The sequence below is a fragment of the Micromonospora sp. NBC_01412 genome (genome assembly GCF_045040215.1).
In the GTDB taxonomy this organism is placed as follows: Bacteria; Actinomycetota; Actinomycetes; order Mycobacteriales; family Micromonosporaceae; genus Micromonospora; species Micromonospora rubida.
The window spans coordinates 3,999,585-4,025,886 of sequence record NZ_CP109528.1; the positions used below are offsets into that span (position 1 = coordinate 3,999,585).

Genomic DNA, 26,302 nt, shown 5'->3' on the forward strand with positions numbered 1-26,302 from the left:
CGCCCCGCCCTGCGGGCGTGGTCAGGCGATGGTGCAGATTGCCGCGCCGGCGGTGATGACGGCGCCGACCTCGGCCGCGAGGCCGCTGACCGTGCCCGCCTTGTGGGCGTGCAGCGGCTGCTCCATCTTCATCGCCTCCAGCACCACGACCAGGTCACCCTCGGCGACGGTGTCGCCGTCGGCGACCGCGATCTTGACGATGGTGCCCTGCATCGGGGACGTGAGCGCGTCGCCGCTGACCGCGATGCCGGCCTTGGTCCCGCCGCCCCGGCGGGCCGGCTTGCGCGTGGCGGGCGCGGCTGCGGTCGTACCCCCGGTGAGGCCGGCGGGGAGGCTGACCTCCAGCCGCTTGCCGCCCACCTCGACCACGACGGTCTCGCGCTCGGCCGGCGCCTCGGCGGGGCCGGCGGCGGCGGTGAACGGCGGGACGGTGTTGTCGAACTCGGTCTCGATCCACCGGGTGTGCACGGTGAACGGCTCGGCGGTGAACGCCTCGTCGCGCACCACCAGCCGGTGGAACGGCAGGGCGGTGGCCATCCCGTCGACGACCATCTCGTCCAGCGCCCGCCGGGCCCGCTCCAGGGCCTCGGTGCGGGTCTCGCCGGTGATGATCACCTTGGCCAGCAGCGAGTCGAAGTTGCCGCCGATCACATCGCCGGCCGAGATGCCGGTGTCCACCCGGACGCCCGGGCCGGTCGGCAGCCGCAGCGCGGTGACCGTGCCGGGGGCGGGCAGGAAGCTGCGGCCCGGGTCCTCGCCGTTGATCCGGAACTCGATGGAGTGCCCGCGCGGGGTCGGGTCCTCGGCCAGCCGCAGCTTCTCGCCGTCGGCGATCCGGAACTGCTCGCGGACCAGGTCGACGCCGGCGGTCTCCTCGGTGACCGGGTGCTCGACCTGGAGCCGGGTGTTGACCTCCAGGAAGGAGATGGTGCCGTCCCCGCCGACCAGGTATTCCACGGTGCCGGCGCCCTGGTAACCGGCCTCCCGGCAGATCGCCTTGGCGCTGTCGTGGATCTGGGCGCGCTGGGCGTCGGTGAGGAACGGCGCGGGGGCCTCCTCGACCAGCTTCTGGTGCCGGCGCTGGAGCGAGCAGTCCCGGGTGCCGACGACGACCACGTTGCCGTGCTGGTCGGCGAGGACCTGCGCCTCGACGTGCCGGGGCTTGTCCAGGTACCGCTCGACGAAGCACTCGCCCCGCCCGAACGCGGCGACCGCCTCCCGGGTGGCCGACTCGAACAGCTGCGGGATCTCCTCCATCGTGCGGGCCACCTTGAGGCCGCGCCCGCCGCCACCGAAGGCGGCCTTGATGGCCACCGGCAGCCCGTGATCGACGGCGAAGGCGATGACCTCGTCCGGGCCGCCGACCGGGTCGGGGGTGCCGGGGACCAGGGGAGCGCCGGCCCGCTGGGCGATGTGCCGGGCGGTGACCTTGTCGCCGAGGTCGCGGATCGCCTGCGGGGCCGGGCCGATCCAGGTCAGGCCCGCGTCGATGACGGCCTGGGCGAAGTCGGCGTTCTCGGAGAGGAACCCGTACCCGGGGTGGACGGCGTCCGCGCCGGCCTTCTCGGCGACGTCGATCAGCTTGTCGATCCGCAGGTACGTCTCGGCGGCGGTGTCGCCGCCCAGGGCGTACGCCTCGTCGGCCAGGGTGGCGTGCAGGGCGTCCCGGTCGGAGTCCGCGTAGACGGCGACGCTGCCGAGGCCGGCGTCGCGGCAGGCGCGGATGACGCGGACGGCGATCTCGCCGCGGTTGGCGATGAGTACCTTGCGCACCTTGGTGGCTCCTCCCCGGAGGTTACTGACCGGGAGTTTATCGGCCACCGCCGTCGCCCTAACGATCGCTCAGTGTGGCATATGGCACTGCCCGAACGTCGATAGTCAAACTTGTCTAATACGCTCTTCCGGTGTCTGCCACGCGCATGATGATTCTCGGGCTGGTCAAGTGGATGCAGCCGGTGCACGGCTACGACGTCCGTCGTGAGCTGCTCAGTTGGGGCGCCGACAAGTGGGCCAGCGTGCAGCCCGGCTCGATCTACCACGCGCTGCGCAAGCTGGCCCAGGACGGGCTGCTCCGCGAGGTGGCGACCGAACAGGTCGGGGCCCGGCCGGCCCGGACGACGTACGAGATCACCCCGAGCGGGCTCGACGAGTTCGAGACCCTGCTGCGCGACCTGTGGTGGGGAAACCAGCAGCCCGCCGATCCGTTCATGGCCGCGTTCGCGTTCCTGCCGGCGCTGCCCCGCCCGGAGGTGGTGGCCGCGCTGCGCAGCCGGGGCAAGGTGATCCGGGCCGGCGTGGAGAGCATGCGCGCCTCAATGGAGTCGTCCTGGATCCGGGATTCCAAGCCGGTCGGGGTCGCCTGGACGTACGAGTTGTGGATCGCCCGGGGGGAGGCAGAAGCGGACTGGTGCGACCGGGTCGCCGACCGGATCGAGGCCGGCGTGCCGTACCTGCCGGAGGGCCTGGCCGGCCGCGACGGCTGGACCGTGGTGGAGCCGGCCCCGGCCACCGCCCCGACGCCGGGGTCGGAACCCGGGTCCGCCCCGGACGCGGATGGGAACGCGTAATAAACAAGGTTGACTAGTGAAGCTATATCGCGTTAGTCTCGCCGGGACGTCCGGGGTGACGCCCCCGTGCCACCCCTGGGGAACGGCCGGTTCCGTCCGGCCACGGACGACCAGGAGCGAAGATGATCGAGACCAGAGGGTTGCGGAAGTCGTTCCGCTCCCGTGCCGGTCGGGACAAGAAGACCGTGGACGCCGTCCGCGGGGTCGACCTGAGCGTCGCCGAGGGGGAGATCTTCGGCTTCCTCGGGCCCAACGGGGCCGGCAAGACCACCACCCTGCGGATGCTGGCCACCCTCATCGAACCCGACGGCGGCGCGGCCACCATCGCCGGCGCCGACCTGCTCCGCCGGCCCGCCGAGGTGCGCCGCCGGATCGGCTACGTCGCCCAGGGCGGCAGCACCTGGGACGACTCCACCGCCCGCGAGGAGCTCGTCCTGCACGCCCGGATGTACGGCATCAGCAAGGCCGACGCCCACCGTCGGGCGGAGCGCGCCCTGGCCGCCTTCCAGCTCACCGAGTACGCCGACCGCAAGTGCAAGACCTACTCCGGCGGCCAGCGCCGACGGGTCGACATCGCCCTCGGCATCATCCACGAGCCGCGGATCGTCTTCCTGGACGAGCCGACCAGCGGCCTCGACCCGCAGAGCCGGGCCCACATGTGGGACGAGATCCGCCGGCTGCGCAGCGAGGGGATGACCGTCTTCATCACCACGCACTACCTGGACGAGGCCGACGCGCTCTGCGACCGGATCGCGATCATGGACCACGGCGAGCTGGTCGCCGAGGGCACCCCGGCCGAGCTGAAGCGCGAGATCTCCGGCGAGGTGGTCGTCGTCGGGCTGGACACCGCCACCACCCCGCACGCCGCCCAACTGCTCGACTCCGAGGCGTACGTCAACAAGCTGGAGACCGTCGACGGCGGCGGCCTGCGCCTGCACGTCGACGAGGGGGCGACCGCCATCCCGCAGATCCTGCGCCGCATCGACCAGGCGGGCCTCGCGCTGAGCTCCATCGAGCTGCACCGGCCCAGCCTCGACGACGTCTTCCTCACCAAGACCGGCCGCTCGCTGCGCGAGTCCTGACCCGCCCCCGACAGGAGAACCCCCGTGAAACTCGCCCGCGACACGTGGCTGATCTTCCAGCGCCAGATACAACTGCTGCTGCGCAACCCGGTCTGGGTCGTCGTCGGCGTCTTCCAGCCGGTGATGTACCTGCTCCTCTTCGCCCCGCTGCTCAAGCCGGCCCTGAACGCGCCGACCCAGGCCGAGGCGTACAAGGTCTTCGTGCCCGGCGTGCTCGTGCTGCTGGCCATCTTCGGCGGCCTGTTCCAGGGCTTCGGCCTGATCGCCGAGCTGCGCGCCGGGATCATCGAACGGTCCCGGGTCACCCCGGTGAGCCGGCTCGCCCTGCTGCTCGGCCGTTCGATGCGCGACGTGGTGTCGCTGCTGGTCCAGGCCGTGATCATCACCCTGCTCGCGCTCCTGTTCGACCTGCGGGTGTTCATCGGCGACCTGCTGCTGGCGTACCTGATGCTCGCCCTGATCGCGCTGATGACCTCGGCCGTGTCGTATGGCGTCGCGCTCAAGGTCAAGAGTGAGGACGCGCTCGCCCCGCTGATGAACACCGTCGCCCAGCCGGTGCTGCTGCTCTCCGGCATCCTGCTGCCGCTCACCTTCGCCCCCGGCTGGCTGCAGGGCATCGCCGAGTGGAACCCGTTCTCCTGGGCCGTCGACGGCACCCGGGCGCTGTTCGCCGGGGACCTCGGCAACGACAAGGTCTGGCAGGGGCTGGCCATCATCGCGGTGCTGGCCGCAGCCGGCGTCGTCTGGGCCGCCCGCCAGTTCGCCCGCAGCGTGCGGTGAGCCGAAGGGCGCCCTCCCAGCGCCCGCCGTACGCAGGGCCGGGGGGACGCCACTCATCGCCGAGAGCTGCCTCTCACCGAGGGCGGGGCACCGGTCCGACCCGCGTAGCGTAAGGGCCGTGCCCCGCCTCACCCGTGACCGAGCCACCTGGCTGGCCTACTCCCAACTGGCGTTGTGGGGCTTCTTCCTCTACGGCTTCGGCCCCGTCGTCCCGCTGCTGCGCGACGAGCAGGGCACCAGCGCCGCCGTCGCCGGCCTGCACAGCACCGCCATCGCCGTCGGCGCGCTCCTCGGCGGGGCGCTGTTCGCACCGGTCGCCCGCCGGATCGGCCGGGGCCGGGCGGCCTGGCTCGGCCTCGCCGGGGTGGCCGTCGGTGTCGCCGGGTTCGGCACCCTCCGGCCGCTGCCCGCGACCCTCGCCGCCGTCGTGGTGATCGCCACCTTCGGCATGATGATGATCAGCGGGGTCAACGTCGTACTCACCGCCCACCACGGCCCCACCGCGCCGGCCGCCCTCACCGAGGCCAACGCCGCCTGCGCCGGCATGGGCATCCTGGCGCCGCTGGTCATCGGCGCGACCGTCGACGCGGGGCTCGGCTGGCGACCGGTGATGGCCGTCGAGGTCGGCCTGATCGCGCTGCTCGCCCTCGCCGCCCTGACCTTCCGGGTACGCCCACCCGCCGCGTCGTCGGTCCCGTCGGTCCCCGCCGCGTCGTCGGCCCCGCCAGCCTCCGTCGCGTCGCTGGTCCCGCCGGTCCCCGCCGTGTCGGCGGAGCACGCGGTCCCCGCCGTCGTATCCCGCGTCGGCGAACCGGCAGTCGCGCCGACCGGGGCGCCGGCCGCTGCGGGACGCGCGGGCGGCGGAGGGCTGCCCCGGCCGTACTGGATCGCCTGGGTCCTGATGGCGGTGACCGGCTCGATCGAGGTCTGCCTGTCGCTCTGGACCGCCGACGTGCTCCGCTCGCACGCGGGGTTGAGTGCCGGGGTGGCCTCGGCGGCGGTCGCCGCGATCGTCGGCGGGATGTTCCTCGGCCGGCTCGCCGGCGGCCGGGCCGCACTGCGCTACCGGCCCGTGCCGCTGCTGCTGGTCGCGCTGGCCGTCTCGCTGACCGGGTTCGCCGTCTTCTGGGTCGCCCCGGTCGGCTGGCTGGCCGTGACCGGGCTCGTCGTGCTCGGCCTCGGCAACGCGCTGCACTACCCCCTGGCCATCTCGATCGCCCTGGCCGTCGCCGGGCCGGCTGCCGACAAGGCGGCCGGCTGGTCGTCGTACTCGATGGGGGTGGGCTTCGGGATCGCGCCGGTGGCGCTCGGCTGGGTGGCCGACGGCGTCGGCCCGCACCTGGCCTTCCTGCTGCTGCCCGGGTTCATCGCGACGGCCGCGCTGCTCACCCTGCGGCTGGGCCGCGCGCTGCGCCCGCACGACCTTGATCGACATGACGTACGGCATGCCGGCGCCGCCCGCCCGGCCCAGCCCGCGACATCCCACATATCGATCTGATCAGGACGGCCCGGAGGCGTCAGCGCACCCGGGCGAGCGTCAGCCCGTCGGCGATCGGCAGCAGCACCGTCTCCACCCGGACGTCGGCCATGACCTCGTCGTTGAACGCGGCGATCGCCCGGTCGTCGGCGCTCTGCGGGGCGAGCACCCGGCCCCCGCGCAGCGTGTTGTCGACCGCGACGATGCCACCCGGCCGCATCCGCGGCACCAACTCCGCCCAGTAGACCGGGTAGCCGGACTTGTCCGCGTCGATGAACGCGAAGTCCAGGTGCCGGTCGCGCGGCAGCTCGCGCAGCGTCTCCCCGGCCGGCCCGATGCGCAGCTCGATTCGGTCGGCCACCCCGGCTCGCGCCCAGTACCGCCGGGCGATGTTCGTGTACTCCTCGGAGATGTCGAAGCAGGTCAGCCGCCCGTCCTCGGCCAGGCCACGGGCGATCGCCAGGGAGGACAGCCCGGTGAAGGTGCCCACCTCCACCGCCTGCCGCGCTCCGAGCAGCCGGGTGAGGAAGGTCAGAAACGCCGCCTGCTCCGGCGCCACCCGCATGCCCGCCTGGGCCGGCAGCGCGGCGAGGGTCTCCTCGACCAGGTCGCCCATCACCTCGTCCGGGGCCGAGCCGTGGGCCACGACGTACGCGTGTAGTTCAGGGGTCAGCGGCAGCGATTTACTCATGCCTGGAAGCTAGCCGAGCGGCTCGACCGACTGGCCGCCGGGCGCGATCTTCGTCCACAGGTCGGTGATCTGCAGATCCAGTTCGGCGAGGAGCCTGCGCAGCAGCGGCAGGGAGAGCCCGACCACCGTCCCCGGATCGCCGTCGATCCCGTCGAGGAAAGCCCCGCCCAAGCCGTCGATGGTGAACGCCCCGGCCACGGCGAGCGGCTCGCCCGTAGCGACGTATGCGGCGATCTCGTCGTCGCTGACGTCGGCGAACCGGACGGTCGTCGAGGCGACCGCCTCGGCGCGCGACTCGTGGACCACGTCGATCAGGCAGTGCCCGGTGTGCAGCACCCCGCTGCGCCCCCGCATCCGTTCCCAGCGCCCAACGGCGTCCGCCGCGTCGGCCGGCTTCCCGAGGATCTCGCCGTCGAAGGCGAGCAACGAGTCGCAGCCCAGGACCAGGGTCCGCTCGTCCGGGGACGGCCGCAGCCGGCCGACGACCGCCTGCGCCTTGAGCCGGGCCAGCTCCAGGCACAGCTCCTCGGCGCTCTCGCTGACCACCTGGGACTCGTCGACCCCGCTCACCAGCACATCGGGTTCGATCCCGGCGGCGTGGAGCAGCTTGCGGCGGGCGGGGCTCGCCGAGGCGAGCACGAGACGGAGTGGCATGGAGTTCGGCACGAAGCCGACGCTACCGGCTGCCCGCGCCCCCACGCGTCGCGGCACGTCGCCCCTGGTTCCTTCGCTCCCGGAGCCAGGGTCATTGCGTTGTCGCGGGTGCGGTCCCTGGTCGGCCCGGGGACCGTGGCCCGGGGCGGAGCTGTGAGCGGGCGGTCGATGTCGTGGGGCGGTGCCTTTGGAGCTGAGTCGTTTACGTCATCACCGCCGGTCGGGCCACCGCCGTCGCATCACCCACTGCCCCGTCGGGTCGTCGCTTACGGTCGCCGGTCGCGGGGGGCGTGGCTGATGTCGTATCCGATTCAGCTCCATAGGCGCCGGGAGGCATACCTGCCGTGGAGCGGCGCCCACGCCAGGAACCCAGACCTCCTGATCGAAGCGCTCCCGTCCGACTTCGCAATCGCCCTGCCCCGGAGCCCGCCTCTGATCCCTCCGTCTCAGTGACACCGGTGTCCCGGTGCCCTGAATTCGCCACTTCACCGACGTGAAGTTGAGCCGAAGCGCCTGACGCGGATCCGATGCCGGCCGCTCACCGGCTGATCCGTGGCGGCGGGTCGTCGCCACGTCGCCGCCGTCGGGCGACCAGCGCCCAGGCGCCCCCGGCGGCCACGATCACACCCAACGTGGCCAACCCCCGGGCCGTCGCCCCACCGTCGCCCCCGTCGTTGCCGGCCGGCTCCGCGACCGCCGTCGTGACCGGCCCGGACCCGGGCGGGGCATCCGCCGTCGCCGACTCGAAACCCAGCGGAGGTACGTCTGCCGTCAGCGCTGCGACCAGGTCGATGACGCCGTAGCCGTACTCGTCGTCCCGGCCAGGCGGGCCCTTGTCGACAGCGGTGGCAGTGAGCCGGTGCGCGACCTCGGCGGCGGGGAGATCGGGATATTTGGAGCGGATCAGGGCGGCAGCACCCGCGACAATCGCAGTGGCGCTGGAGGTCCCCGTGCCCTTCGAGTACTTGCCGCCGTAGCTGGTGCTGTAGATGTCGACAGCCGGAGCTACAACGTCGAGTTCTGTGCCGGCAACCGAGGCTGAAGCGTGATTGCCCTGCTGATCGACCCCGCCAACTGAAACCACTCCTTCTTCAGTGGCGGGGTACTGAATTCCTGAGTCTTGCGGGGCGTTGCCGGCGGCTGCCACTATTACAATGTCCGCTGCAAGCGCCCCTCTGACCGCTTGAATTAGGCGAGTGTTCGACCCGCCCCCGCTGGAAATGCTGATGACCTTCGCGCCGTTTAAAGTCGCATACTCAATTCCTGCAGCTAGATCGTCCGCCTCTCCTAAGTTGTATGAGGATGAGGAAATAATCGGCATGATCTTTGCCTTGGGCGCAATGCCAAGGGCGCCATCGTTTGCATTCTTCCCGTGTGCTGCAATTAGGCCAGCCATGCTGGTTCCATGGCTGTTCTGGTCGCGACGGCCGTCCCCGACCCCTCCCGCAACAATATCGATGCCCTTGAGCAGGTTTCTCAATAGGTCTGGGTGAGGGTCGACGCCAGTGTCTGGAACCGCTACCACAACCCCTTCTCCTTGAGAGAACTTCTGAGCTTCCGGCGCCTTGAGGTAGTTTAGATGCCATTGGTCAGCACGAATGCGAGTGCTGCCGTCTTCCTCGTGACTGAGGGTTAGTCTATAAGGGTTGATCGTCAGTGCATTTACCGCTAGGGTCAACAATGAAACGGCAAGGCGCCACCGGAAAGTGTGACTCCTCACCTGTCGAAGCCAATGACCGGCCCTGGATCGATTGGTCCGTCCTCTGTCGGCGGGTGAACCACTGGCGGGACACCCTCGTTGGTGGCCCAAGGATGGTCAGGGTCCCAGTGCTGTGGGTTGGCATCATTCTGTGCTTGGGATGAAGGGCGGCCAGGCATGCCATTCCAGCTTGAGGCGCCACCTGCTCCGAAAGAGTTGCCGAATGGAGGTGCGGCATGGGTTGCGCCAAGGTGGGGCCCGCGACCAGCCCCTGGCCGGGAGCCCGCTCCACCCGTTGGTGAAGTTCCAGCCCCTCCTCCTCCTCCGATCACCCCGCCAATTGGGTTGATTCGTCGCGGTGGTTGGCTATTGGCGTGCTGACTCATGCCCATTCCAGGAGGGCCACCAATCAAGCCGCCAGGTGAGAGGGGGTGGGGTGGGGGTGACGAATTTAGCCCGCTTGCGTTTCTGTTTCCCAATCTATTAATTGAGCTGCTTTGGTTTTCTGTTTGCCCGGCAGAATTGCCCAGGCTGGGTATTCCTAACGCGTTTGGGATGCTTGGTGGAAAGCTCGCACCCGGCCCGAGTGGCGGGGTGGATGTGATGGGCAAACCTCCGGAACTAGGCGGGCTGGATGGCGGATTGGTGAGGCCTGCTCCGGCTCCACCAAGAACTGGTCCGGCTCCTATGGTGGGCCCTATTATTGGGGCGCGATTGGCAGATGATGCTGTCCGCGGTCCCTTCAGAGAAGGGATTGACGAAGTCGTAGTAGGCGCTGTGATTGGAACTGGCAGGACGGGTGGAATAACTGGGATGGTGCCGCCACCGTAGACGTCTGGGTCATTGGGCTGCCGCCCGGGTCGGGGTGGTGGTGGCGGGGGTTGGCGGAGCATTACCTGGGCCTGTTGGAGTTCGCCGCTGAGGCCGTACATCAGGTTCCGGGCCTGGGCGTTGAGTCGTTCCAGGTCGACGTCGGTCACCGGCTTGTCCGGTACCCGGCTGCCCATTGCCGCCTTCGGGTCCGCCAACGTCGCCTCGTACGTCCGCTTCTGCTGGAGCTTGGTCACGTACTCATCGTGGAGCGGCTTCAGTTCGACGCGGGCACTGCTGATCGCGCGGGTGGCTGCGGCGAGGGCGTCGTAGTTCGCGGCGGCCGTGTCGTGGGTGCGCTGCACCTTGTCGATGAGGTCGTCGAGTTCGCCCAGGTACGCCCGGGCGGCGGCGTTGGTCGCCGGCGGCCACGCCTCGGCCAGGCCGCGCCGGTACTCCTTCAGGCGGCCCAGGTGGGCCTGGGCGAGGTCGCAGACCTTGCGCCAGCCGGCGACCTGCTTCCAGTGCCCGGCGGTGTCATGGTCTTGAATGCAGGCCCACATGCTGAGGAGGTCCATCAGCCGCCACTCGGTGAGGCCGGACGTCCGGCCACTACCTCGCTCGATCACGACAACACCACCCGCTCCGGCCCGCTGCCCGGCCCGCTGACGGGGCCGGTCGGATCGGGCAGGGTCGGTGTGGGACGGGTCGGGACGATGGCGCCGGGGTTTGCCAGGGCGCGTTCGACGTCGGAGACGCGGGCGGCGGAGAAGACGTCGGTGTCGGCGTACTTGGTGGCGATCCTGCCGGCCGCGGCGGCCAGGCGGCCGGTGGCGCCGCCGACGGACCAGACCATCGTGGCCGTGGCCTGCTGGGTCTCGTTGTGGGCCTGGAGGAACTGCACCAGCTCCACGAAGGCGTCGGCGGGGTTGGGGATCTTCGCCTTCATGTCGTCCGCGATGTACGACAGGTGGGGTGTGTAGTTCCGCTCCACCTCGGCCTGGAGCCTGTCGGCGAAGTCGCGCAGCTGGCGGATGTCGGCCTCGATGCCTCCGAGGTCACTCATCCAGGTCGCGGGGCGGTCCTCCTCGGGGGTCATCGACCCTCCCTGTCTGTCACGACACCGTGTCCCTGAGTGAGGTTAGCGGGTGTCGGTGACGTCCGGCAGTCCCGTACACGCCTGGGGTCAGCGGGGCAGGCCGGAGACGCGCCACGCGCCGGGACCGGCGGCGGGCGTCGCGGCGGCCGGTCGGCCGCTGCGGGCCCAGACCGAAGCGGCGACCGGTTCGGCTGCGGCGACGGGGCGGGTCCGGGCGACGACCGCGCCGACCAGTGCGGCCAGTTCCTCGGCGGTCGGCACGCCCCGGGTCACCCGCAACAGCGGCTCTTCGGCAGACATGTGCTCAGCGTACGCGTCGCGAACTTGACCTTCGCCGCACTGTGGCGTGCCGGCGGTGTACGGCGAGCCGCCGCCGGGTACCGTCTCCTGCGATGTCGAACCCGCTTCCCCAACTCGTCGCCGACCGGTACCGGCTCATCTCGCCGCTCGGCCAGGGTGGCATGGGTCGGGTGTGGAAGGCGCGCGACGAGGTGCTGCACCGGGACGTGGCGATCAAGGAATTGGTCCCGCCGCCCAGCCTCACCGCGGAGGAGCGCCGCGAGATGCGGGAACGCTCGCTGCGGGAGGCCCGCGCGATCGCGCGGCTCAACCACGTCAACGTGGTCCGCGTCTTCGACGTGCTGCGTACCGACGGCGATCCGTGGATCGTCATGGAGTACGTCCCGTCGAAGTCCCTTCAGGACATTTTGGCCGAGGACGGGCCGGTGTCGCTGGCCAAGGCGATCGATGTCGGCCTCGGTGTGCTCGGCGCGCTGAATGCGGCGCACAAGGCCGGCGTCATGCACCGCGACGTCAAGCCGGGCAACGTGCTGATCGGCGATGACGGCCGGGTGGTGCTGACCGACTTCGGGCTGGCCACCATTCCTGGCGACCCGAACGTGACGCGGACCGGCATGGTGCTCGGCTCCCCGGCGTACATCGCCCCGGAGCGGGCGAGGGATGGCACTGCCGGGCCGGAGGCCGACCTGTGGTCGCTGGGCGCGACGCTCTACGCGGCGGTCGAGGGCAAGTCGCCGTACGCCCGGCCGTCGGCGATCGGGACCCTGGCCGCGCTCGCCACGGAGCCGATGCCGCCGCCGAAGAACGCCGGCCCGCTCAAGGCGGTGCTGACCGGACTGCTGCGCAAGGACCCGGCCGAGCGGATGGACGCGGTGGCTGCGGAGCGGTTGCTGCGCCGGGCCGCCGGCCGCCGGGCGAAGGGCATCTCACTGCTCGACGGCGTACGCCGGCCGGGGCCGAACGGCCCGCGCGAGCCGCGCCGGACCGTGGTGCCGGCCCCGCGCCCGGCCGAGCAGGGCACGGAACGGACGGTCACCCCGCCCACGCCGCGTACCCCGGGGTTCGCCGCTGCCGCTGCGGCCGGTTCGGGGGCGGCCGGCGCGAGCGGCAGCGACGCGACCGCGAAGGTCCCCGCCGGCGCGGACGCCGATCCGACCGCGAAGGTCGACTGGACGACGCCACCCACCGACGCGGATCCGACCGCGAAGGTCACCGAACCGGGTTCGGTCTTCGACCAGCCGGCGACCGCTGACCCGACGGCGAGGATCGCCGACGGGGCGGGGACGGCCGCCGACCCGACGGCCGCGCTGTCCGAGCCGACCGCGAAGCTGTCCGAGCCGAAGACCGTGCGGGGCGGTGGCGCCCCGCGCGGTGCCGTCGACGACACGCGCGTCGAGCCGGCTGCCGACGCGCCGGTCTCGCCGCCCACCCCGCCCCGTGAGCGGGCAACGTCCCTGATGCCGGCCCCGGTGAGCCCTCCGCCGGTCTCGTCGGGCCGGGCCGCCGTCGTCGCGGGCGCCAAGCCCGATCACCGCCGGCGCAACCTGCTGATCGGCGCGCTGGTCGCGGTGCTGCTGATCGGGCTGCTGGTGGCGGTCCCGCTGCTCGGCAACGACGACGATCCGGAGGAGGGCGGCGGCCAGCAGGCCGGTGCCACGAGCACCGCCTCCGTCGCCCCGTCGGCACCGGTGACCTCGGCGCCCACGCCGTCGCAGACGAGCGCCTCGCCGACGCCGAGCCCGACCGGGCTGGTGCTGCCCGACGGTTGGGCCCTGCACAAGGATCCGACCGGCTTCAGCATGCCGCTGCCGAAGGGCTGGCGGCGCAGCGCGGGCGGCACCTGGGTGCGGTTCCGGGAGCCGAACGGGGTCCGCGAGGTGGTCATCGATCGGACCAGCACGCCGGGGCGCGACGCCGCCGCGGCGTGGCGGGGCATCGAGGGCGCCCGGAGGGGGATTGTCAACAACTACAAGAATCTCGGCATCCGCACCGTCCCGGGCTTCTGGAAGACCTGCGCGGACTGGGAGTGGCTGGAGACCCGGGACGGCACCCGCATCCACGTCCGCAACCGCGGCTTCGTGACGGCCAGCAACCGCGGGTACGCCATCCGCTGGGAGGTCGCCGCCTCCGAGTGGGCGGCCAACCTCGACGAGTTCGAGCTGATCGCGAAGAACTTCACGCCGGACCGACAGGACTGACCGGCGCGGGAGTATGGCCGCGCGTCGCGGCGGGATTCCCGTCCGCGCGAGATTGACTTGCATGACCTTCCGTCACACGGGGTACATGACCTCCACGACGGAAGGAGGTACGACATGGGACACCGAATCAGGGACACTCGGCCCCGGCTGGCGCTGTGGATGCTCGTCGCCCTCGGCGACGTGGTGCTGCTGCTGGTGAGTGCAGGTCTTCCGGTGCTGTTCGCGCTGCTCAGCGTCGTGACCGTAACCGTCGCCGGGGTGACAGCCTGGCGAATGACCCGGCGGGGTGCGCTGGCCCGGCAGGACGGGATTCACGCCTCGGCCGCGGCGCCGGTCGTGTCGCGGCGGAGGGCCTGACGCCGGCCACCCGGGCGACGAACCGGCGGCAGCGGGACCGGACGCCGACCGTGGGGCCGCATCCGGTCCCGCTGCCGCCAATCGGCTGTCAGGGCGCCAGGATCAGCCGTTGTTCGCAAGCGCGATCAGCCGGGTACGGTCGCCGTTCCAGTAGTTACGGTCGACGTTTCCGCTGATCCCGGAGACGGCCCCGGTGGCGGTGTACTGCCAGAAGCTGTAGAACGGCGCGCCGGCCGGCAGGGTGCCCGGAGTGCTCGCCCAGCGGGCGAGCCAGAGCGGGTGGTTGGCCCACGGGCCGGTCCAGCTGCCGGTGCACTGGTTCCACCAGCTCGTGGTGGTGTAGATCACCGCGTATCGGCTGGTGCGGGCCCGGTACGTGTTCAGGAAGTCCTGGACCCAGTTGCGCATCCCGGTCGTGCTGAGGCCGTAGCAGTACCCGCCGGCGTAGGGGTTGCCCTCGAGGTCGAGCGCGGCCGGCAGGGTGCGGCTGTCCGCCGACCAGGCGCCGCCGTTGCTGGCGAGGTAGTTGGCCTGGGTGGCGCCGGAGGAGATGTTCGGCCGGGCGAAGTGGTACGCCCCGCGGATCACCCCGGCGTTGTAGGCGTTGACGTAGTTGGCGTTGAACCGCGGGTCCTTGTAGGCCGTGCCCTCGGTGGCCTTGATGAAGGCGAACTGGATGCCGGAGTTACGCACGCTGGTCCAGTTGATCGCCCCCTGGTAGTTCGATACGTCGATCCCGGGGGTGGTGGCGGCCGCCGCCGGGCCCGCAGTGGCGACGAGGGCGGTGGCCGCAGCCGCCACGGCGGTGATCCCCGCCGCGATCAGCCGGCGCAGCGTGAGTCCGGTACGGATCATGGGTTTCCTCCTCAGGGGCATCAATCCATAGATACACATCTTTGAAGACGATTGCCCTGACTCGCAAGAGACCGTAAAGAAATTTTCATCCACGGCTGGGATGCCGGTCGGAGCGCAGCGGCCGGGGCGGCGCAGCGTGGCCGGGTCGGGCCGGGGCCGGTAGGCTCGCGCCCCATGGTGTCGATCGACGGGCTGGGCACGCTCTGGGACCGGCTGTTCACCGCGCAGCCCGACCCGCCACCGCTGCTTGTCCTCGTCACCGCCGCGGTGGCGCTGGCGGTGGTGTCCACCCGGCTGCCCTGGCGGATCGCCCGCAACGCCGTCACCATCGCCCACGAGGGCGGGCACGCCCTCGCGGCCCTGCTCACCGGCCGCCGGCTGCACGGCGTCCGGCTGCACTCGGACACCTCCGGCCTGACCCTCTCGGCGGGCCGGCCGACCGGGCCCGGCATGATCCTCACCCTGCTCGCCGGGTACGTCGCGCCGTCGCTGATCGGCCTCGCCGGCGCCTGGCTGCTGGGCGGCAACCGGATCACCCTGCTGCTCTGGGTGGCCGTGGCGCTGCTGCTGGCCATGCTGGTCATGGTCCGCAACGTCTTCGGGGCGCTGTCGCTGCTGGTCACCGGCGGCGTGGTGCTCGCCGTGTCCTGGTACGCCTCCCCGCAGGTCCAGGCCGCCTTCGCCTGGACCTGCGTCTGGTTCCTGCTCCTCGGCGGCGTACGGCCGGTGGCCGAACTCCAGCGGCTGCGCTCCCGGGGCCGGAGGCCGGAGTCCGACGCCGACCAGCTCGCCCGGCTCACCCCGTTCCCGCCGCTGTTCTGGGTGGGGCTGTTCGCGCTGGTCAACCTGCTGGCCCTGGTCGTCGGCGCGGCGCTGCTGGCCGGCCCGATCCTCACCGACGCCGGCCTGACCGTCTGACCGCCCGACCGGCCGACCGCCCAACCGCCCGCCCGACCGCCGAAAGGCCCGCCCGACCGCCCGCCGGCAAACCGGTCGGCTGATCCGGCAACCGCGCCACCCGGCCCGCGCGTGTCCACTTCGACCGACACGGGGTAGGTGGCAGGTGCCGGAAGTCGACGGATTCGACGAGTTCTACCGGGGTAGCCGGCAACGGCTGCTCGGCTTTCTCTTCGCGCTCACAGGCAACATCGCCGAGGCGCAGGACGCGGCGCAGGAGGCGTACATCCGGGCCTGGCAGCGCTGGTCCACGGTGCGCGGCTACGACGACCCGGAGGCGTGGGTCCGGGTCGTCGCCTCCCGGATCGCGGTCAGCCGCTGGCGCAGCCTGCGCAGCCGGGCCAGGGCGTACCTGCGGCACGGCGCCGACGACACCACGCCCGGGCCGAGCACCGACACCGTCGCGGTGGTGGCCGCGCTGCGCCGGCTCCCCGAGGAGCAGCGCGTCGCCCTCGCCCTGTACTACCTGATCGGCATGCCGGTCGCCGAGGTGGCGCGGGAGACCGCAGCCCCGGTCGGCACGGTCAAGGCCCGACTCTCCCGGGGGCGGGCCGCGCTCGCCGGGCTGCTCGCCGTCTCTGACCTGGAGGAGGCCACCGATGCGTGACGACCTGACGTTCGCCGAACGGATACACCGGGAACTGCGGGAAGTCCGCTGGCCCGAGCCGGCGGAGATCCGGGCCCGGGCCCGCCGCCGCAGCTGGCGTACGGCGCTGGCGGCGGCGACCGCCGTGCTGGCCGTCGCCTCGGTCTCCGCCGTGGCGGTCGGGGGCCGGGACGGCGCGGTCGCGCCGTTGGCGTCCTGGGCCGACCGGCGACTGTTCCAGCCCGAGCCGAAGCCGTCCGGGCAGGCCGAGATCCCGCAGGAGGCGCTGTTGGAGCCGGCCGACGTCGGCGTGCGGAGCAACGTGCGCCTGGGGGACACGGGGCTGGGGGAACAGGTCCAGGTGGACCCGCTGCTGGAGATCTGCGCCGACGGCAGGGGACTGTCGGGGCAGCAGACCGTGTCCCGCTACTCCCGCTCGCAGACCCTGCTTCAGAAGGACACGCTCGGTCAGGCCTGGTCGTCGGGTGGCCCGGTGCTCACCCAGGACGTCTACCGACTCGCCCCCGGGGCGTCCGCCCGGTTCTTCAGCGGGCTGGACCGCATCGTGACCGCCTGCGCTGGCTGGACCGAGGTGGCGCCCAGGCCGTGGGGCCCGGGCACCGTCACGGCCTCCGTGGCGCACACCTGGCGGGCGGTCGAGCGCGACTTCGCCGGCGACGAGGCGGTCCTGCTGCGGCAGGCCCTGTCGCAGCCGGTGGACGTCGCGACGGGGAAGCCCCTGGACGTGCAGTTCCCCTCGGAGACCCGGATGGTCGTCCGGGTCGGGGACCTGGTCACCGTCATCGTGCCGGCGTCCGGGCTGGGCGTCGACCTGCCGAGTTCCCTCCGCTGGACGAGCGACGCGGAGCTGCTCGAACTGGGTCGTACCGCCGCCCGGCGGCTGTGCGTCGCCGCCAACCCGTCCTGCTGAGGACCGGCGTCGACGAGGGCTCCTGCCGGGGCACGTGCGCCCGACAGGAGCCCCGTCACCCGCCTACAGCGGGATGTTGCCGTGCTTCTTCGGCGGGAGCGTCTCGCGCTTGGTGCGCAGCACCCGCAGCGCGCGGACGATCTGGGTACGCGTCTCGTGCGGCGAGATCACCGAGTCGATGTACCCGCGCTCGGCGGCGATGTACGGGTTGGCCAAGGTGTCCTCGTACTCGGCGATCTTCTCGGCCCGCACGGCGGCCGGATCGTCGGCCTTCGCCAGCTCCGAGCGGTACAGGATGTTCACCGCGCCCTGCGCGCCCATCACCGCGATCTGCGCGGTCGGCCAGGCGAAGTTCAGGTCCGCGCCGAGGTGCTTGGAGCCCATCACGTCGTACGCCCCGCCGTACGCCTTGCGGGTGATCACGGTGACCTTCGGGACGGTGGCCTCGGCGTACGCGTAGATCAGCTTGGCGCCCCGGCGGATGATGCCGTCCCACTCCTGGCCGGTTCCGGGCAGGAACCCGGGGACGTCCACGAAGGTCAGCACCGGGACGTTGAACGCGTCGCAGGTGCGCACGAACCGGGCGGCCTTCTCCGACGCGGCGATGTCGAGGATGCCGGCGAAGTGCATCGGCTGGTTGGCGACCACGCCGACCGGGCGGCCCTCGACCCGGCCGAAGCCGACCACCAGGTTCTGCGCGTAGAGCGGCTGGACCTCCAGGAACTCGCCGTCGTCGAGGACGTGCTCGATCACCCGGTGCATGTCGTACGGCTGGTTGGCCGAGTCCGGGATCAGGGTGTCCAGCTCGCGGTCGGAGTCCGTGACCGTCAGGTCGGCCGGGGCATCGAACACCAGCGGCTCGTCCATGTTGTTCGACGGCAGGTACGACAGCAGCGCCTTGACGTACCCGACCGCGTCCTCCTCGTCCGCGCCGAGGTAGTGCGCGTTGCCGCTGCGCGAGTTGTGCGTCCGCGCGCCGCCCAGCTCCTCCATCGCCACGTCCTCGCCGGTGACCGTCTTGATCACATCCGGACCGGTGATGAACATGTGCGAGGTCTGGTCGACCATCACGGTGAAGTCGGTGACCGCCGGGGAGTACACCGCGCCGCCCGCGCACGGCCCCATGATCAGGGAAACCTGCGGGATGACGCCGCTGGCCCGCACGTTGCGGAAGAAGATCTCGCCGTAGAGGCCGAGCGAGGCGACGCCCTCCTGGATCCGGGCCCCGCCGGAATCATTGATGCCGACCACCGGGCAGCCGATCTTCATGGCCAGGTCCATCACCTTGACGATCTTCTCGCCGAAGACCTCGCCGAGGGAGCCGCCGAAGACCGTGAAGTCCTGGGAGAAGACGCAGACCCGCCGTCCGTCGACCGTGCCGTAGCCGGTGATCACCCCGTCGCCGTACGGGCGAGTCCGCTCCAGGCCGAAGTTGGTGGACCGGTGCCGGGCGAACTCGTCCAGCTCGACGAAGGAGCCCTCGTCGAGCAGCATCTCGATCCGCTCCCGGGCGGTCTTCTTGCCCCGCGCGTGCTGCTTCTCGACCGCCCGCGCCGACCCGGCGTGCACCGCCTCGTCGACCCGTCGCTCCAGGTCCGCCAGCTTGCCGGCGGTGCTGTGGATGTTGATCCCGGTCTCGGTAGTCACCCAGGGAATATAACGATGGTTCAGGCCGACGCCGGTGTGCAGTACGCCTCAGTGCGGGCTCCGCCGAAGGGACCCGGCCGGCCGCCGGGGCGGGCCGTAGGCTGACGGAATGCCCGGCTCGCCGTACACCGACCTGGACCGCCCGCCGCTGTCGGCGGCCCGGCTGCGCCGCGCGCTGGTCGCCCCGCACGGGCCCTGGCGGCACCTCGACCTGCGCACCGAGACCGGCTCCACCAACGCCGACGTCGCCGAGGCGGCCCAGGCGGGGGAGCCTGAGGGGCTGGTCGTGGTCGCCGAGCGGCAGACCGCCGGTCGGGGTCGGCGCGGCCGGGCCTGGCAGTCACCGCCCCGGGCGGGCATCGCGACCAGCGTGCTGCTGCGGCCCGGCGAGGCCGTCGCGGAGCGCGGCTGGCCGCCGGCCCCGGCCTCGGGGTACGGCTGGCTGCCGCTGCTCGCCGGCGTCGCACTGGTCGAGGCGGTGACCCGGCTGGCCGAGCTGGACGCCGCCCTGAAATGGCCCAACGACCTGCTCGTCGGCGACGCGAAGTGCGCCGGCATCCTGGCCGAGGCGGTGCCCGGCCCGGCCCCGGACCGGCCGACGGCGGTCGTGCTCGGCATCGGCCTCAACGTCACCCTGGGGGCCGACGAGCTGCCGGAGAACCCGACCGGCCTGCCCGCCACCTCGCTGCGACTGGCCGGGGCCGCCGCCACCGACCGGGATCCGCTGCTGCGCGCCCTGCTGCGTTCCCTCGCCGACTGGTACGACCGGTGGCGCTCCGCCGGCGGGGACGCGCTGGCCAGCGGCCTGCGCGACGCCTACCTGGCGGCCTGCGGCACCGTCGGTCGGCCGGTGCGGGTGCTGCTGCCCGGCGGCGACGAGGTCACCGGCACCGCCACCGGCGTCGACCCCGACGGCCAGCTCATCGTCGACACCCCCGCCGGCCCGCGCGCCCTCGCGGCCGGCGACGTCCTGCACCTGCGCTAGCCGCCACGGTGGGAACCACCGCACCGGCTGATCCAACCGCGGGCGTCGACCGGTTACGGTCAGCGCGTCCGTTCTGCGAGGAGGTTCCTGTGGCGTTCCCCGAAGACGTGCTCACCGAGGACGAGCACGTCGTGCTGCACCTGCATCCGCACTGGAAGGCGCTGGTGCGGCCGGTGCTGGTGCTGGTGCTCGCCGTCGCCGCCGTGGTGGCGGCCTGGCTCCTGCTGCCGGACGGCGAGGCCTCGACCATCGCCATGTACGTGGTCGCGGGGCTCGCCCTGCTGCTCGTGCTCTGGTTCGGGCTCTGGCCGTTCCTGGTCTGGCGCAGCACGCACTACCTGTTCACCAACGAGCGGGTGCTGCTCCAACAGGGGGTGCTCTCGCGGGACCGGCGGGACATCCCGCTCACCCGGATCAACGACCACGCGATGAGCCAGCGCTTCGTCGAGCGGCTGGTCGGCTGCGGCACGCTCACCATCGAGTCGGCCGGCGAACGCGGCCAGTCGATGCTGACCGACGTCCCGGGAGTGGACCGGGTGCAGACCAAGCTGTACGAGCTGGTCGAGGCACACCACGACCGGCACTCCCTCGGCGACGGCGAGATGCGCGAGATCCTCGCCGACATGCGCGAGGGCAAACCCCTCCGCGACCCCACCCCCTAACCCACCCCACCCCCACCCCCCGCGCGGCCCCCCGCGGGCCCCCGCGTGGTCCCCCCCCCGCAGGGTTGATCAAGAGGTTTACGTCGGGATGGTACGTCTGGTGACGCAAACCTCTTGATCACCGCGTGAGCCTGCGCCGGGGGCGCGGGGGTGGGTTGGGGTTGGGGGTTGGGGTTGGGTTGGGGGGTTAGGTGGGGCGGAGGGTGAACCAGCCGCGGAAGCGGGTGCGGAGCACCTCGCGGTCTGGCTGGTCGTCCGGCCCGAGGCGGAACATCGTGCCGGTGAGGCTGACGGTGCCCAGCCCGGGCCGGGCGGCGGACGGGCGGCTGCCCACCACGTCCAGGCGCACCGCCAGGCGGTCGCCGGCCCGCACCGGGGCCAGCCAACGCAGCTCCTCCAAGCCGGGGGAGGCGTCGGCCGCGGCCCGGGCCAGCACGTGGTCGACGTACGCGCGCATGAAGAGGCTGACCGTGTAGAAGCCGCTGGCGATCAGCCCGCCGTGGTGGCTCGCGGCGGCCTGCTCGGGGTCGACGTGGTACCACTGCGGGTCGAACCGGCGGGCGAAGGCGACCATCTCGTCGCCGTCCACCCGCACCACGCCCAGGTCGAAGGCTCGCCCGGGGGTCAGGTCCTCGAAGAACAGTTCGGCCGGTGTGCCCGTGCCCGAGCGCACCGGAGGAGCCGCCGGGGACGGCGGGACGGCGCTGTCGCCCGGCGTCGCGGCCGGTGTCTTCTGGTGGGGTGGCGGCATGCCGAGAACGGCTTGCTCCGGGCTGACCGGTCCGGCGGCCCCGGCGGTCCCAGCCGGTGCGGCGACGGTAGACCCGTCCTGTTGCGGGCGGTTCGGGCCGGCGGCCTGGTCCGGGACGGCCGGTCGGCCCTGGTCCGGGACGGCCGGTCGGCCCTGGTCCGGGACGGCCGGTCGGCCCTGGTCCGGGACGGCCGGTCGGCCCTGGTCCGGGACGGCCGGTCGGCCCTGGCTCGGCGCCGGCCCGGTGCTGGTGGTGCCGGTCTGGTCCGGGATGACCCGTCCGGCCTGATCCCGGGTGGTCGGGTCAGCACCGGCAGGGCCCGTTTCCGGCCCGTCGAAGCCGGGACGGTCGGGACCGAGCTGTGGCGTGGCGAAGCCGGGGCGGTCGGGGCCAGGTTGTGGCGTGGCGAGGCCGGGACGGTCGGGACCGGGCTGTGGCGTGGTGAGGCCGGGGCGGTCGGGGTCGGTCCCCGGCGTGGCGATGTCGGTCATGTCGCGGCTCACCGCCGGTGCCGGCGCGTGCCGGCGTGCAGCTCGTCGGCGAGTTCCGCCGCCAGCTCACCGTCGAGCGCGGCCCCGAGCGCGGCGTCGACCGGCGCGGGACGCCCCTGGGTGGGGGCGGCGCCGTCGCGGCGGGCCGCCGGCCGGCGCGGGACGGGTCCGGGCTCGGCCTCCTCCAGCTCGCTGACCGACTCGGCCAGCTCGGCGACCGGGTCCATCTCGGCCATCGTGTCCCACTCGTCTCGAGGAATGGTGTGCCAGGTGTCCGCCTGCGGCTCGACCGGCGCGGGCTGGAAGACGAACGTCCGGTACGACCAGAAGCGGAAGAGGGTGGCCAGCAGCACGCCGCCGGTCTTCGCCACGTTCAGGGCGAGCAGGCTGGTCATGCCGAGGCCGTACTTGGCCGCCGCCAGGACGCCGAGTTCGATGATTAGTCCGGTCGCGTTGAACAGGAAGAAAAGGGCGTATTCGCGACGCAGTGCCGATTTCGGGCGATCCCGGTACGTCCAGTGGCGATTCATCAGATACGACGTGATCGTCGCCACCACTGTGGCGATGCCCGTCGCCTTGAGCTGACCGTCCCGGAAAACGGTGAGTGCCAGCGCGTTGAACACCGCGTAATTGATGACGGTGTTGATGCCGCCGACGATGCCGAATTTGAGCGCCTCGTGGATGAACTTCTGCCAGCGCTCGGGCAGCAGACGGACAAGACGCATGCGCAACACCTTAGGCGAGTGGGCGGGGCCGGTTCGGCCCGGCCGGACGAGAGGGGCGGCAGGTCACGCCTGGGGTTCCCGGTCGTGGACCGCTTCCGTGACCGTCTGGGTTCCCGCTTCGACGGTCTGGGTTCCCGCTTCGACGAAGACGAACCGTCGGTACGACCAGAACCGGAACAGGGTGCCGAGGCCGGTGCCGACGACGAAGCTGGCGACGTTGTCGGCGAGGGCGGTCTGGAACACGTCGGGCCAGAGGGCACCGAGGCCGTACCGGCTGATCGCCAGGCAGGCCACCGCGATGCCCAGGCCGATCGCGTTGAAGAAGAAGAAGAGGGCGTACTCGCGGGCGGGGTTGGAACGCTGGCGGTGCCGCCACGTCCAGAACCGGTTGCCGACGAAGGCGACGGTCGCGGCGATCACGGTGGAGATCGTCTTCGCGGTCACCTGCTCCACGCCCCGGGCGTTGGTCAGGTAGTTGAAGAGGGCGAAGTCGACGAGGAAGGCGACGCTGCCCACGGTCGCGAACTTGCTGAGCTCGCGGACCAGATGACCGAAGCGGTCGATCAGGGCGCGTACGGGACCCGGGCGGGTCGGCGGGGGGCCTGACTGGTCCCCGGTCATCGTCGCGGCCACCCGCCGAGCGTACCGGTTCCGCCCTCCGGAGGCGGGCACCAACGGGCGACCGGCCGCCCGGCGCGCTGCGGGGGCGCGGGGCCGGCCGGCGCCGCCGTGAGGTCGACGCGCGTCGGTGAGCACACCGTAACCCGCGGTGGGCCAATTGTGGATGGGTTGCCGAATGGATGTGGGACACCCGTCGCGCGGTTTTGGCTTCGGTTCACCGTGTCACCGAGGTGTCGGTTCACCCGCGTCGTGACGCTGCCCACCCGCGTCACCCATCGAGGTCGACCCGAAGCCGCCCGGGCGGCGGAGATCTCGGTGAAGGTTCACCGAAGGATTTGCGTGAAACTGCGCGCGAAAGCGGGTATCAGATCGTGATGCCGCAGCGTGGCCGTACCTTGTGCAGTTCTTCACAACCAGTCCCACTGACTCGCGACGTCGCCCGGTTTACGCTGAGGCCAATCCCAGGTTTCCACGAAGGCGACGCCTCGCGCCGTCCCAACTCGTGCATCCCATAGATCGGTCAGCGTCGACCACAAGGAGATGTGTCATGGTTGCTCCGGCTACCGTTCGAGGTATCGATCAGGCCCCGACGTCCCACCCCGAACTGCTCACCTGGGTCCGAGAAGTAGCGGAACTGACCACCCCGGACCGGGTCGTGTGGGTGGACGGGTCCGACGAGGAGTGGCGCCGCCTCACCGACGAGCTCGTCGACAACGGCACCCTGATCCGGCTCAACCCGGAGAAGAAGCCCAACTCGTTCTACGCCCGCACCGACCCGTCGGACGTCGCCCGGGTCGAGGAGCGCACCTTCATCTGCTCCGTGGACGAGGCGGACGCCGGCCCCACCAACAACTGGATGGCGCCGGCCGAGATGAAGCGGACGATGACCGAGCTGTACCGCGGCTGCATGCGCGGGCGCACCATGTACGTCATCCCGTTCTGCATGGGCCCGGTCGAGGCCGAGAGCCCCATGTTCGGCGTCGAGATCACCGACAGCCCGTACGTGGTGGCCTCGATGCGCATCATGACCCGGATGGGCGCGAAGGTCCTGGAGGCGATGGGCGACGACGCGGACTTCGTCCACGCGCTGCACTCCATCGGCGCGCCGCTCGCCCCCGGCCAGCAGGACGTCGCCTGGCCGTGCAACGAGACGAAGTACATCTCCCAGTTCCCGGAGACCCGGGAGATCTGGTCCTTCGGCTCCGGCTACGGCGGAAACTCGCTGCTCGGCAAGAAGTGCTACTCGCTGCGCATCGCCAGCGTGATGGGGCGCGACGAGGGCTGGCTCGCCGAGCACATGCTGATCCTGAAGATCACCTCGCCCGAGGGGCGGGTCTACCACGTCGCCGGGGCGTTCCCGTCGGCGTGCGGCAAGACCAACCTGGCGATGCTGGAGCCGACCATCCCGGGCTGGAAGGTCGAGACCATCGGCGACGACATCGCCTGGATGCGCTTCGGCCCGGACGGCCGGCTCTACGCGGTCAACCCGGAGTACGGCCTCTTCGGCGTCGCCCCGGGCACCGACTGGAAGACCAACGCCAACGCGATGCGGACGCTGGACCGCGGCAACTCCGTCTTCACCAACGTCGCCCTCACCGACGACGGCGACATCTGGTGGGAGGGGATGGGCGAGCCGCCGGCGCACCTGGTCGACTGGAAGGGCAACGACTGGACGCCGCAGAGCGACAGCCTCTCCTCGCACGCGAACAGCCGGTTCTGCACCCCGATCACGCAGTGCCCGATCCTGGCCGACGACTACTTCGACCCCAACGGCGTGCCGATCGACGCGATCCTGTTCGGCGGTCGCCGCCGGGACACCATCCCGCTGGTCACCGAGGCCCGGGACTGGGTGCACGGCGTCTACCTGGGCGCGACGCTGTCCTCGGAGACCACCGCCGCCGCGTCCGGCGCGGTGGGCGTGGTGCGCCGTGACCCGATGGCCATGCTGCCGTTCATCGGCTACAACGCCGGGGACTACTTCCGGCACTGGATCGAGATGGGCAAGGGCACCGACGGCGACGAGTCCAAGCTGCCGAAGGTCTACTACGTCAACTGGTTCCGCAAGGACGCCGAGGGCAGCTTCCTCTGGCCGGGCTTCGGCGAGAACTCGCGGGTGCTCAAGTGGGTCGTCGAGCGGCTGGAGGGCCGGGCCGACGCGGTGGAGACGCCGATCGGCATGGTCCCGGCACAGGACGCGCTGGACGTCGAGGGCCTCGACATGACCCCGGAGGACGTGCGGATCGCGCTGAAGGTCGACCCGGAGGAGTGGCGCGCGGAGCTGCCGCTGATCACCGAGTGGTTCGAGAAGTTCGGGGACAAGCTCCCCGGCGTGCTCTGGGCCGAGCTGGACGCGCTGCGCGCCCGGCTCGACGCGGAGCAGCCGACGCGGTAGGTGTGATCCGCCCCCGTACGGGGCACAATCTGATCCCATGAGGACGGCCGCCGAGACCCAGGTCCGGCGGCCGTCCGCCGTCCGGGCACTGACCACCCTGCTCGCCGTGACGGCGGCGGCCACCGTCGTGGTCGAGCTGCTCAACTGGTGGTACGCCCCGGAGCAGGAGTTCGGGCTCGCGGTACGCACCGGCTGGGCGATGCTCCGCTCGCTCGGCTTCCTGGTGCTGATCGGGCACGTCCACCGGGGCCGCACCGTGGCCAGGCCGTTCGGGCTGATCCTCGCCGTCACCACGGTCTTCGCGGTGGGCCGGCTGGTGGTGCCCCGGCAGGGCGTGCCGCCACTGCCCGGGCTGCTCGGCTTCGCCCTGCTGGCCGCGCTCTGCGTGGCCGTGGTCTGGCTGCTGTACCGCTCGGATGCGGTCGCCGGTCATCTGGTCCGGCACCGCAAGGGCCTGGTCGTCTCCGGCGGGACGATCTCCTGGCGGGAGGTCGCCCCGAAGCGCCCGCCGGTCACCGGCTGGCTGCTCACCAGCCGGGTCGCCGCGTTCACGTACAGCCCGTTGATGCTGGTCCCGGCCCTGGTCGCCACCGGCGCGATCCTGGACGGCCGGTTGGCCGCCGTGCCCGCCGTGCTGTTCTGGTTCGCCGCCGGCATCGGGGTCAGCTACCTCGTGCTGCTCTGCACCGCCTTCCTCATGCGCGGCAAGCGCTGGGCCCGGTCGCTGCTGGTGGCGATCACCCTCGGCGTGCTCGCCGTCGACCTGCCGCTGTGCTGGTGGCTGCTCGGCGTCGACGGACTGGTTCGCGACGGCGGGCCCATGCTCGCCGCCGCCGCCCTGACGTTGTACGGGTTGTGGCGCGCCGGCCGGGTCGAGGGGCCGGGCGTGCCGGGCTGAGCGCACCGGGCAGGTCGTGGCGCGCCGGCTGGGTCGAGGGGCGGGGGTGCCGGGCTGAGCGCACGGAGCAGGTCGTGGCGCGCCGT

24 protein-coding genes are annotated in these 26,302 nt (G+C 71.8%); 13 read left to right on the forward strand and 11 right to left on the reverse strand.

Annotation, left to right across the window (positions count from 1 at the left end; translation table 11 throughout):
* Positions 1–21: 21 nt before the first annotated feature.
* Positions 22–1,773: an acetyl/propionyl/methylcrotonyl-CoA carboxylase subunit alpha gene (locus OG617_RS18440; RefSeq protein WP_405103395.1), complete on the reverse strand. Its 1,752-nt coding sequence runs from the start codon at positions 1,771–1,773 to the stop codon at positions 22–24.
* 131 nt (positions 1,774–1,904) lie between these two features.
* On the opposite strand from OG617_RS18440, the gene OG617_RS18445 reads away from it, so the two are divergent.
* The 4 genes from OG617_RS18445 (at position 1,905) to OG617_RS18460 (ending at position 5,927) form a co-directional block, all read left to right on the forward strand.
* The gene (locus tag OG617_RS18445) at positions 1,905–2,567 is read left to right on the forward strand and encodes a PadR family transcriptional regulator (RefSeq protein WP_405103396.1); all 663 of its coding nucleotides are present in this window, start codon (positions 1,905–1,907) and stop codon (positions 2,565–2,567) included.
* Positions 2,568–2,689: 122 nt separating this feature from the next.
* Positions 2,690–3,649, forward strand: a complete 960-nt coding sequence (locus OG617_RS18450; RefSeq protein WP_405103398.1) for an ATP-binding cassette domain-containing protein — start codon at positions 2,690–2,692, stop codon at positions 3,647–3,649.
* 24 nt (positions 3,650–3,673) lie between these two features.
* The gene (locus OG617_RS18455) at positions 3,674–4,429 is read left to right on the forward strand and encodes an ABC transporter permease (RefSeq protein WP_405103400.1); all 756 of its coding nucleotides are present in this window, start codon (positions 3,674–3,676) and stop codon (positions 4,427–4,429) included.
* A gap of 118 nt (positions 4,430–4,547) precedes the next feature.
* Positions 4,548–5,927: an MFS transporter gene (locus OG617_RS18460; protein WP_405103402.1), complete on the forward strand. Its 1,380-nt coding sequence runs from the start codon at positions 4,548–4,550 to the stop codon at positions 5,925–5,927.
* 19 nt (positions 5,928–5,946) lie between these two features.
* On the opposite strand, the gene OG617_RS18465 is transcribed toward OG617_RS18460, so the two are convergent.
* From OG617_RS18465 to OG617_RS18485, 5 genes are all read right to left on the reverse strand, one after another.
* Positions 5,947–6,597 carry an O-methyltransferase gene (locus OG617_RS18465; protein ID WP_405103404.1) on the reverse strand — a complete coding sequence of 217 codons (651 nt, stop codon included), beginning with the start codon at positions 6,595–6,597 and terminating at the stop codon, positions 5,947–5,949.
* Positions 6,598–6,606: 9 nt separating this feature from the next.
* Positions 6,607–7,263 (reverse strand): Maf family protein, encoded by a 657-nt coding sequence (locus tag OG617_RS18470; RefSeq protein WP_405103406.1) that lies wholly within the window; start codon positions 7,261–7,263, stop codon positions 6,607–6,609.
* Positions 7,264–7,789: 526 nt separating this feature from the next.
* Entirely contained in the window at positions 7,790–8,908 is a 1,119-nt protein-coding gene (locus OG617_RS18475; RefSeq protein WP_405103795.1) for a S8 family serine peptidase, read from the reverse strand.
* Between the two features lie 1,477 nt (positions 8,909–10,385).
* Complete coding sequence (locus tag OG617_RS18480) at positions 10,386–10,859, reverse strand: hypothetical protein (protein ID WP_405103408.1); 474 nt, start codon at positions 10,857–10,859, stop codon at positions 10,386–10,388.
* Positions 10,860–10,946: 87 nt separating this feature from the next.
* Positions 10,947–11,159: an acyl-CoA carboxylase epsilon subunit gene (locus tag OG617_RS18485; protein WP_405103410.1), complete on the reverse strand. Its 213-nt coding sequence runs from the start codon at positions 11,157–11,159 to the stop codon at positions 10,947–10,949.
* 92 nt (positions 11,160–11,251) lie between these two features.
* On the opposite strand from OG617_RS18485, the gene OG617_RS18490 reads away from it, so the two are divergent.
* Positions 11,252–13,357, forward strand: a complete 2,106-nt coding sequence (locus OG617_RS18490; protein ID WP_405103412.1) for a protein kinase domain-containing protein — start codon at positions 11,252–11,254, stop codon at positions 13,355–13,357.
* A gap of 114 nt (positions 13,358–13,471) precedes the next feature.
* Positions 13,472–13,714 carry a hypothetical protein gene (locus tag OG617_RS18495; protein WP_405103414.1) on the forward strand — a complete coding sequence of 81 codons (243 nt, stop codon included), beginning with the start codon at positions 13,472–13,474 and terminating at the stop codon, positions 13,712–13,714.
* A 102-nt stretch (positions 13,715–13,816) separates the two neighbouring features.
* Here OG617_RS18495 and OG617_RS18500 read toward each other — a convergent pair whose 3' ends face one another.
* Positions 13,817–14,569, reverse strand: a complete 753-nt coding sequence (locus tag OG617_RS18500) for a GH25 family lysozyme (RefSeq protein ID WP_405103416.1) — start codon at positions 14,567–14,569, stop codon at positions 13,817–13,819.
* Positions 14,570–14,743: 174 nt separating this feature from the next.
* On the opposite strand from OG617_RS18500, the gene OG617_RS18505 reads away from it, so the two are divergent.
* From OG617_RS18505 to OG617_RS18515, 3 genes are all read left to right on the forward strand, one after another.
* Positions 14,744–15,487 carry a M50 family metallopeptidase gene (locus tag OG617_RS18505; protein ID WP_405103418.1) on the forward strand — a complete coding sequence of 248 codons (744 nt, stop codon included), beginning with the start codon at positions 14,744–14,746 and terminating at the stop codon, positions 15,485–15,487.
* Positions 15,488–15,632: 145 nt separating this feature from the next.
* Entirely contained in the window at positions 15,633–16,133 is a 501-nt protein-coding gene (locus OG617_RS18510) for a sigma-70 family RNA polymerase sigma factor (RefSeq protein WP_405103420.1), read from the forward strand.
* Positions 16,126–17,043 (forward strand): hypothetical protein, encoded by a 918-nt coding sequence (locus tag OG617_RS18515; RefSeq protein WP_405103422.1) that lies wholly within the window; start codon positions 16,126–16,128, stop codon positions 17,041–17,043. Before OG617_RS18510 ends, OG617_RS18515 begins: the two co-directional genes overlap by 8 nt.
* Positions 17,044–17,106: 63 nt before the next feature.
* Here OG617_RS18515 and OG617_RS18520 read toward each other — a convergent pair whose 3' ends face one another.
* Positions 17,107–18,690 (reverse strand): acyl-CoA carboxylase subunit beta, encoded by a 1,584-nt coding sequence (locus OG617_RS18520; RefSeq protein WP_405103424.1) that lies wholly within the window; start codon positions 18,688–18,690, stop codon positions 17,107–17,109.
* 109 nt (positions 18,691–18,799) lie between these two features.
* Between OG617_RS18520 and OG617_RS18525 the strand changes: the two genes are divergently transcribed.
* Together OG617_RS18525 and OG617_RS18530 are read left to right on the forward strand one after the other, a co-directional pair.
* Entirely contained in the window at positions 18,800–19,675 is an 876-nt protein-coding gene (locus OG617_RS18525; RefSeq protein WP_405103426.1) for a biotin--[acetyl-CoA-carboxylase] ligase, read from the forward strand.
* A gap of 89 nt (positions 19,676–19,764) precedes the next feature.
* Positions 19,765–20,337: a PH domain-containing protein gene (locus tag OG617_RS18530; RefSeq protein WP_405103428.1), complete on the forward strand. Its 573-nt coding sequence runs from the start codon at positions 19,765–19,767 to the stop codon at positions 20,335–20,337.
* Positions 20,338–20,524: 187 nt separating this feature from the next.
* Here OG617_RS18530 and OG617_RS18535 read toward each other — a convergent pair whose 3' ends face one another.
* The 3 genes from OG617_RS18535 to OG617_RS18545 all read right to left on the reverse strand — a co-directional run bounded on the left by OG617_RS18535 (position 20,525) and on the right by OG617_RS18545 (position 22,926).
* Entirely contained in the window at positions 20,525–21,580 is a 1,056-nt protein-coding gene (locus OG617_RS18535; RefSeq protein ID WP_405103430.1) for a MaoC/PaaZ C-terminal domain-containing protein, read from the reverse strand.
* An 8-nt stretch (positions 21,581–21,588) separates the two neighbouring features.
* Positions 21,589–22,305, reverse strand: coding sequence for a GtrA family protein (locus tag OG617_RS18540; RefSeq protein WP_405103432.1), 717 nt, complete (start codon positions 22,303–22,305; stop codon positions 21,589–21,591).
* Between the two features lie 63 nt (positions 22,306–22,368).
* Positions 22,369–22,926 (reverse strand): GtrA family protein, encoded by a 558-nt coding sequence (locus tag OG617_RS18545; RefSeq protein ID WP_405103797.1) that lies wholly within the window; start codon positions 22,924–22,926, stop codon positions 22,369–22,371.
* A gap of 547 nt (positions 22,927–23,473) precedes the next feature.
* On the opposite strand from OG617_RS18545, the gene OG617_RS18550 reads away from it, so the two are divergent.
* Both OG617_RS18550 and OG617_RS18555 read left to right on the forward strand, forming a co-directional pair.
* Positions 23,474–25,318 (forward strand): phosphoenolpyruvate carboxykinase (GTP), encoded by a 1,845-nt coding sequence (locus tag OG617_RS18550; RefSeq protein ID WP_405103434.1) that lies wholly within the window; start codon positions 23,474–23,476, stop codon positions 25,316–25,318.
* Between the two features lie 37 nt (positions 25,319–25,355).
* Positions 25,356–26,216: a hypothetical protein gene (locus tag OG617_RS18555; protein ID WP_405103436.1), complete on the forward strand. Its 861-nt coding sequence runs from the start codon at positions 25,356–25,358 to the stop codon at positions 26,214–26,216.
* Positions 26,217–26,302 lie beyond the last annotated feature (86 nt).

What these genes read in the sequence shown, in the direction of transcription:
- OG617_RS18490 (WP_405103412.1), top strand. Translation starts at nt 11,252, where the DNA reads ATGTCGAACCCGCTTCCCCAACTCGTCGCCGACCGGTACCGGCTCATC.
- OG617_RS18525 (WP_405103426.1), top strand. Translation starts at nt 18,800, where the DNA reads ATGCCCGGCTCGCCGTACACCGACCTGGACCGCCCGCCGCTGTCGGCG.
- OG617_RS18480 (WP_405103408.1), bottom strand. Translation starts at nt 10,859, where the DNA reads ATGACCCCCGAGGAGGACCGCCCCGCGACCTGGATGAGTGACCTCGGA.
- OG617_RS18505 (WP_405103418.1), top strand. Translation starts at nt 14,744, where the DNA reads ATGGTGTCGATCGACGGGCTGGGCACGCTCTGGGACCGGCTGTTCACC.
- OG617_RS18545 (WP_405103797.1), bottom strand. Translation starts at nt 22,926, where the DNA reads ATGACCGGGGACCAGTCAGGCCCCCCGCCGACCCGCCCGGGTCCCGTA.
- OG617_RS18550 (WP_405103434.1), top strand. Translation starts at nt 23,474, where the DNA reads ATGGTTGCTCCGGCTACCGTTCGAGGTATCGATCAGGCCCCGACGTCC.
- OG617_RS18555 (WP_405103436.1), top strand. Translation starts at nt 25,356, where the DNA reads ATGAGGACGGCCGCCGAGACCCAGGTCCGGCGGCCGTCCGCCGTCCGG.
- OG617_RS18485 (WP_405103410.1), bottom strand. Translation starts at nt 11,159, where the DNA reads ATGTCTGCCGAAGAGCCGCTGTTGCGGGTGACCCGGGGCGTGCCGACC.
- OG617_RS18515 (WP_405103422.1), top strand. Translation starts at nt 16,126, where the DNA reads ATGCGTGACGACCTGACGTTCGCCGAACGGATACACCGGGAACTGCGG.
- OG617_RS18450 (WP_405103398.1), top strand. Translation starts at nt 2,690, where the DNA reads ATGATCGAGACCAGAGGGTTGCGGAAGTCGTTCCGCTCCCGTGCCGGT.
- OG617_RS18500 (WP_405103416.1), bottom strand. Translation starts at nt 14,569, where the DNA reads ATGATCCGTACCGGACTCACGCTGCGCCGGCTGATCGCGGCGGGGATC.
- OG617_RS18540 (WP_405103432.1), bottom strand. Translation starts at nt 22,305, where the DNA reads ATGCGTCTTGTCCGTCTGCTGCCCGAGCGCTGGCAGAAGTTCATCCAC.
- OG617_RS18535 (WP_405103430.1), bottom strand. Translation starts at nt 21,580, where the DNA reads ATGACCGACATCGCCACGCCGGGGACCGACCCCGACCGCCCCGGCCTC.
- OG617_RS18495 (WP_405103414.1), top strand. Translation starts at nt 13,472, where the DNA reads ATGGGACACCGAATCAGGGACACTCGGCCCCGGCTGGCGCTGTGGATG.
- OG617_RS18465 (WP_405103404.1), bottom strand. Translation starts at nt 6,597, where the DNA reads ATGAGTAAATCGCTGCCGCTGACCCCTGAACTACACGCGTACGTCGTG.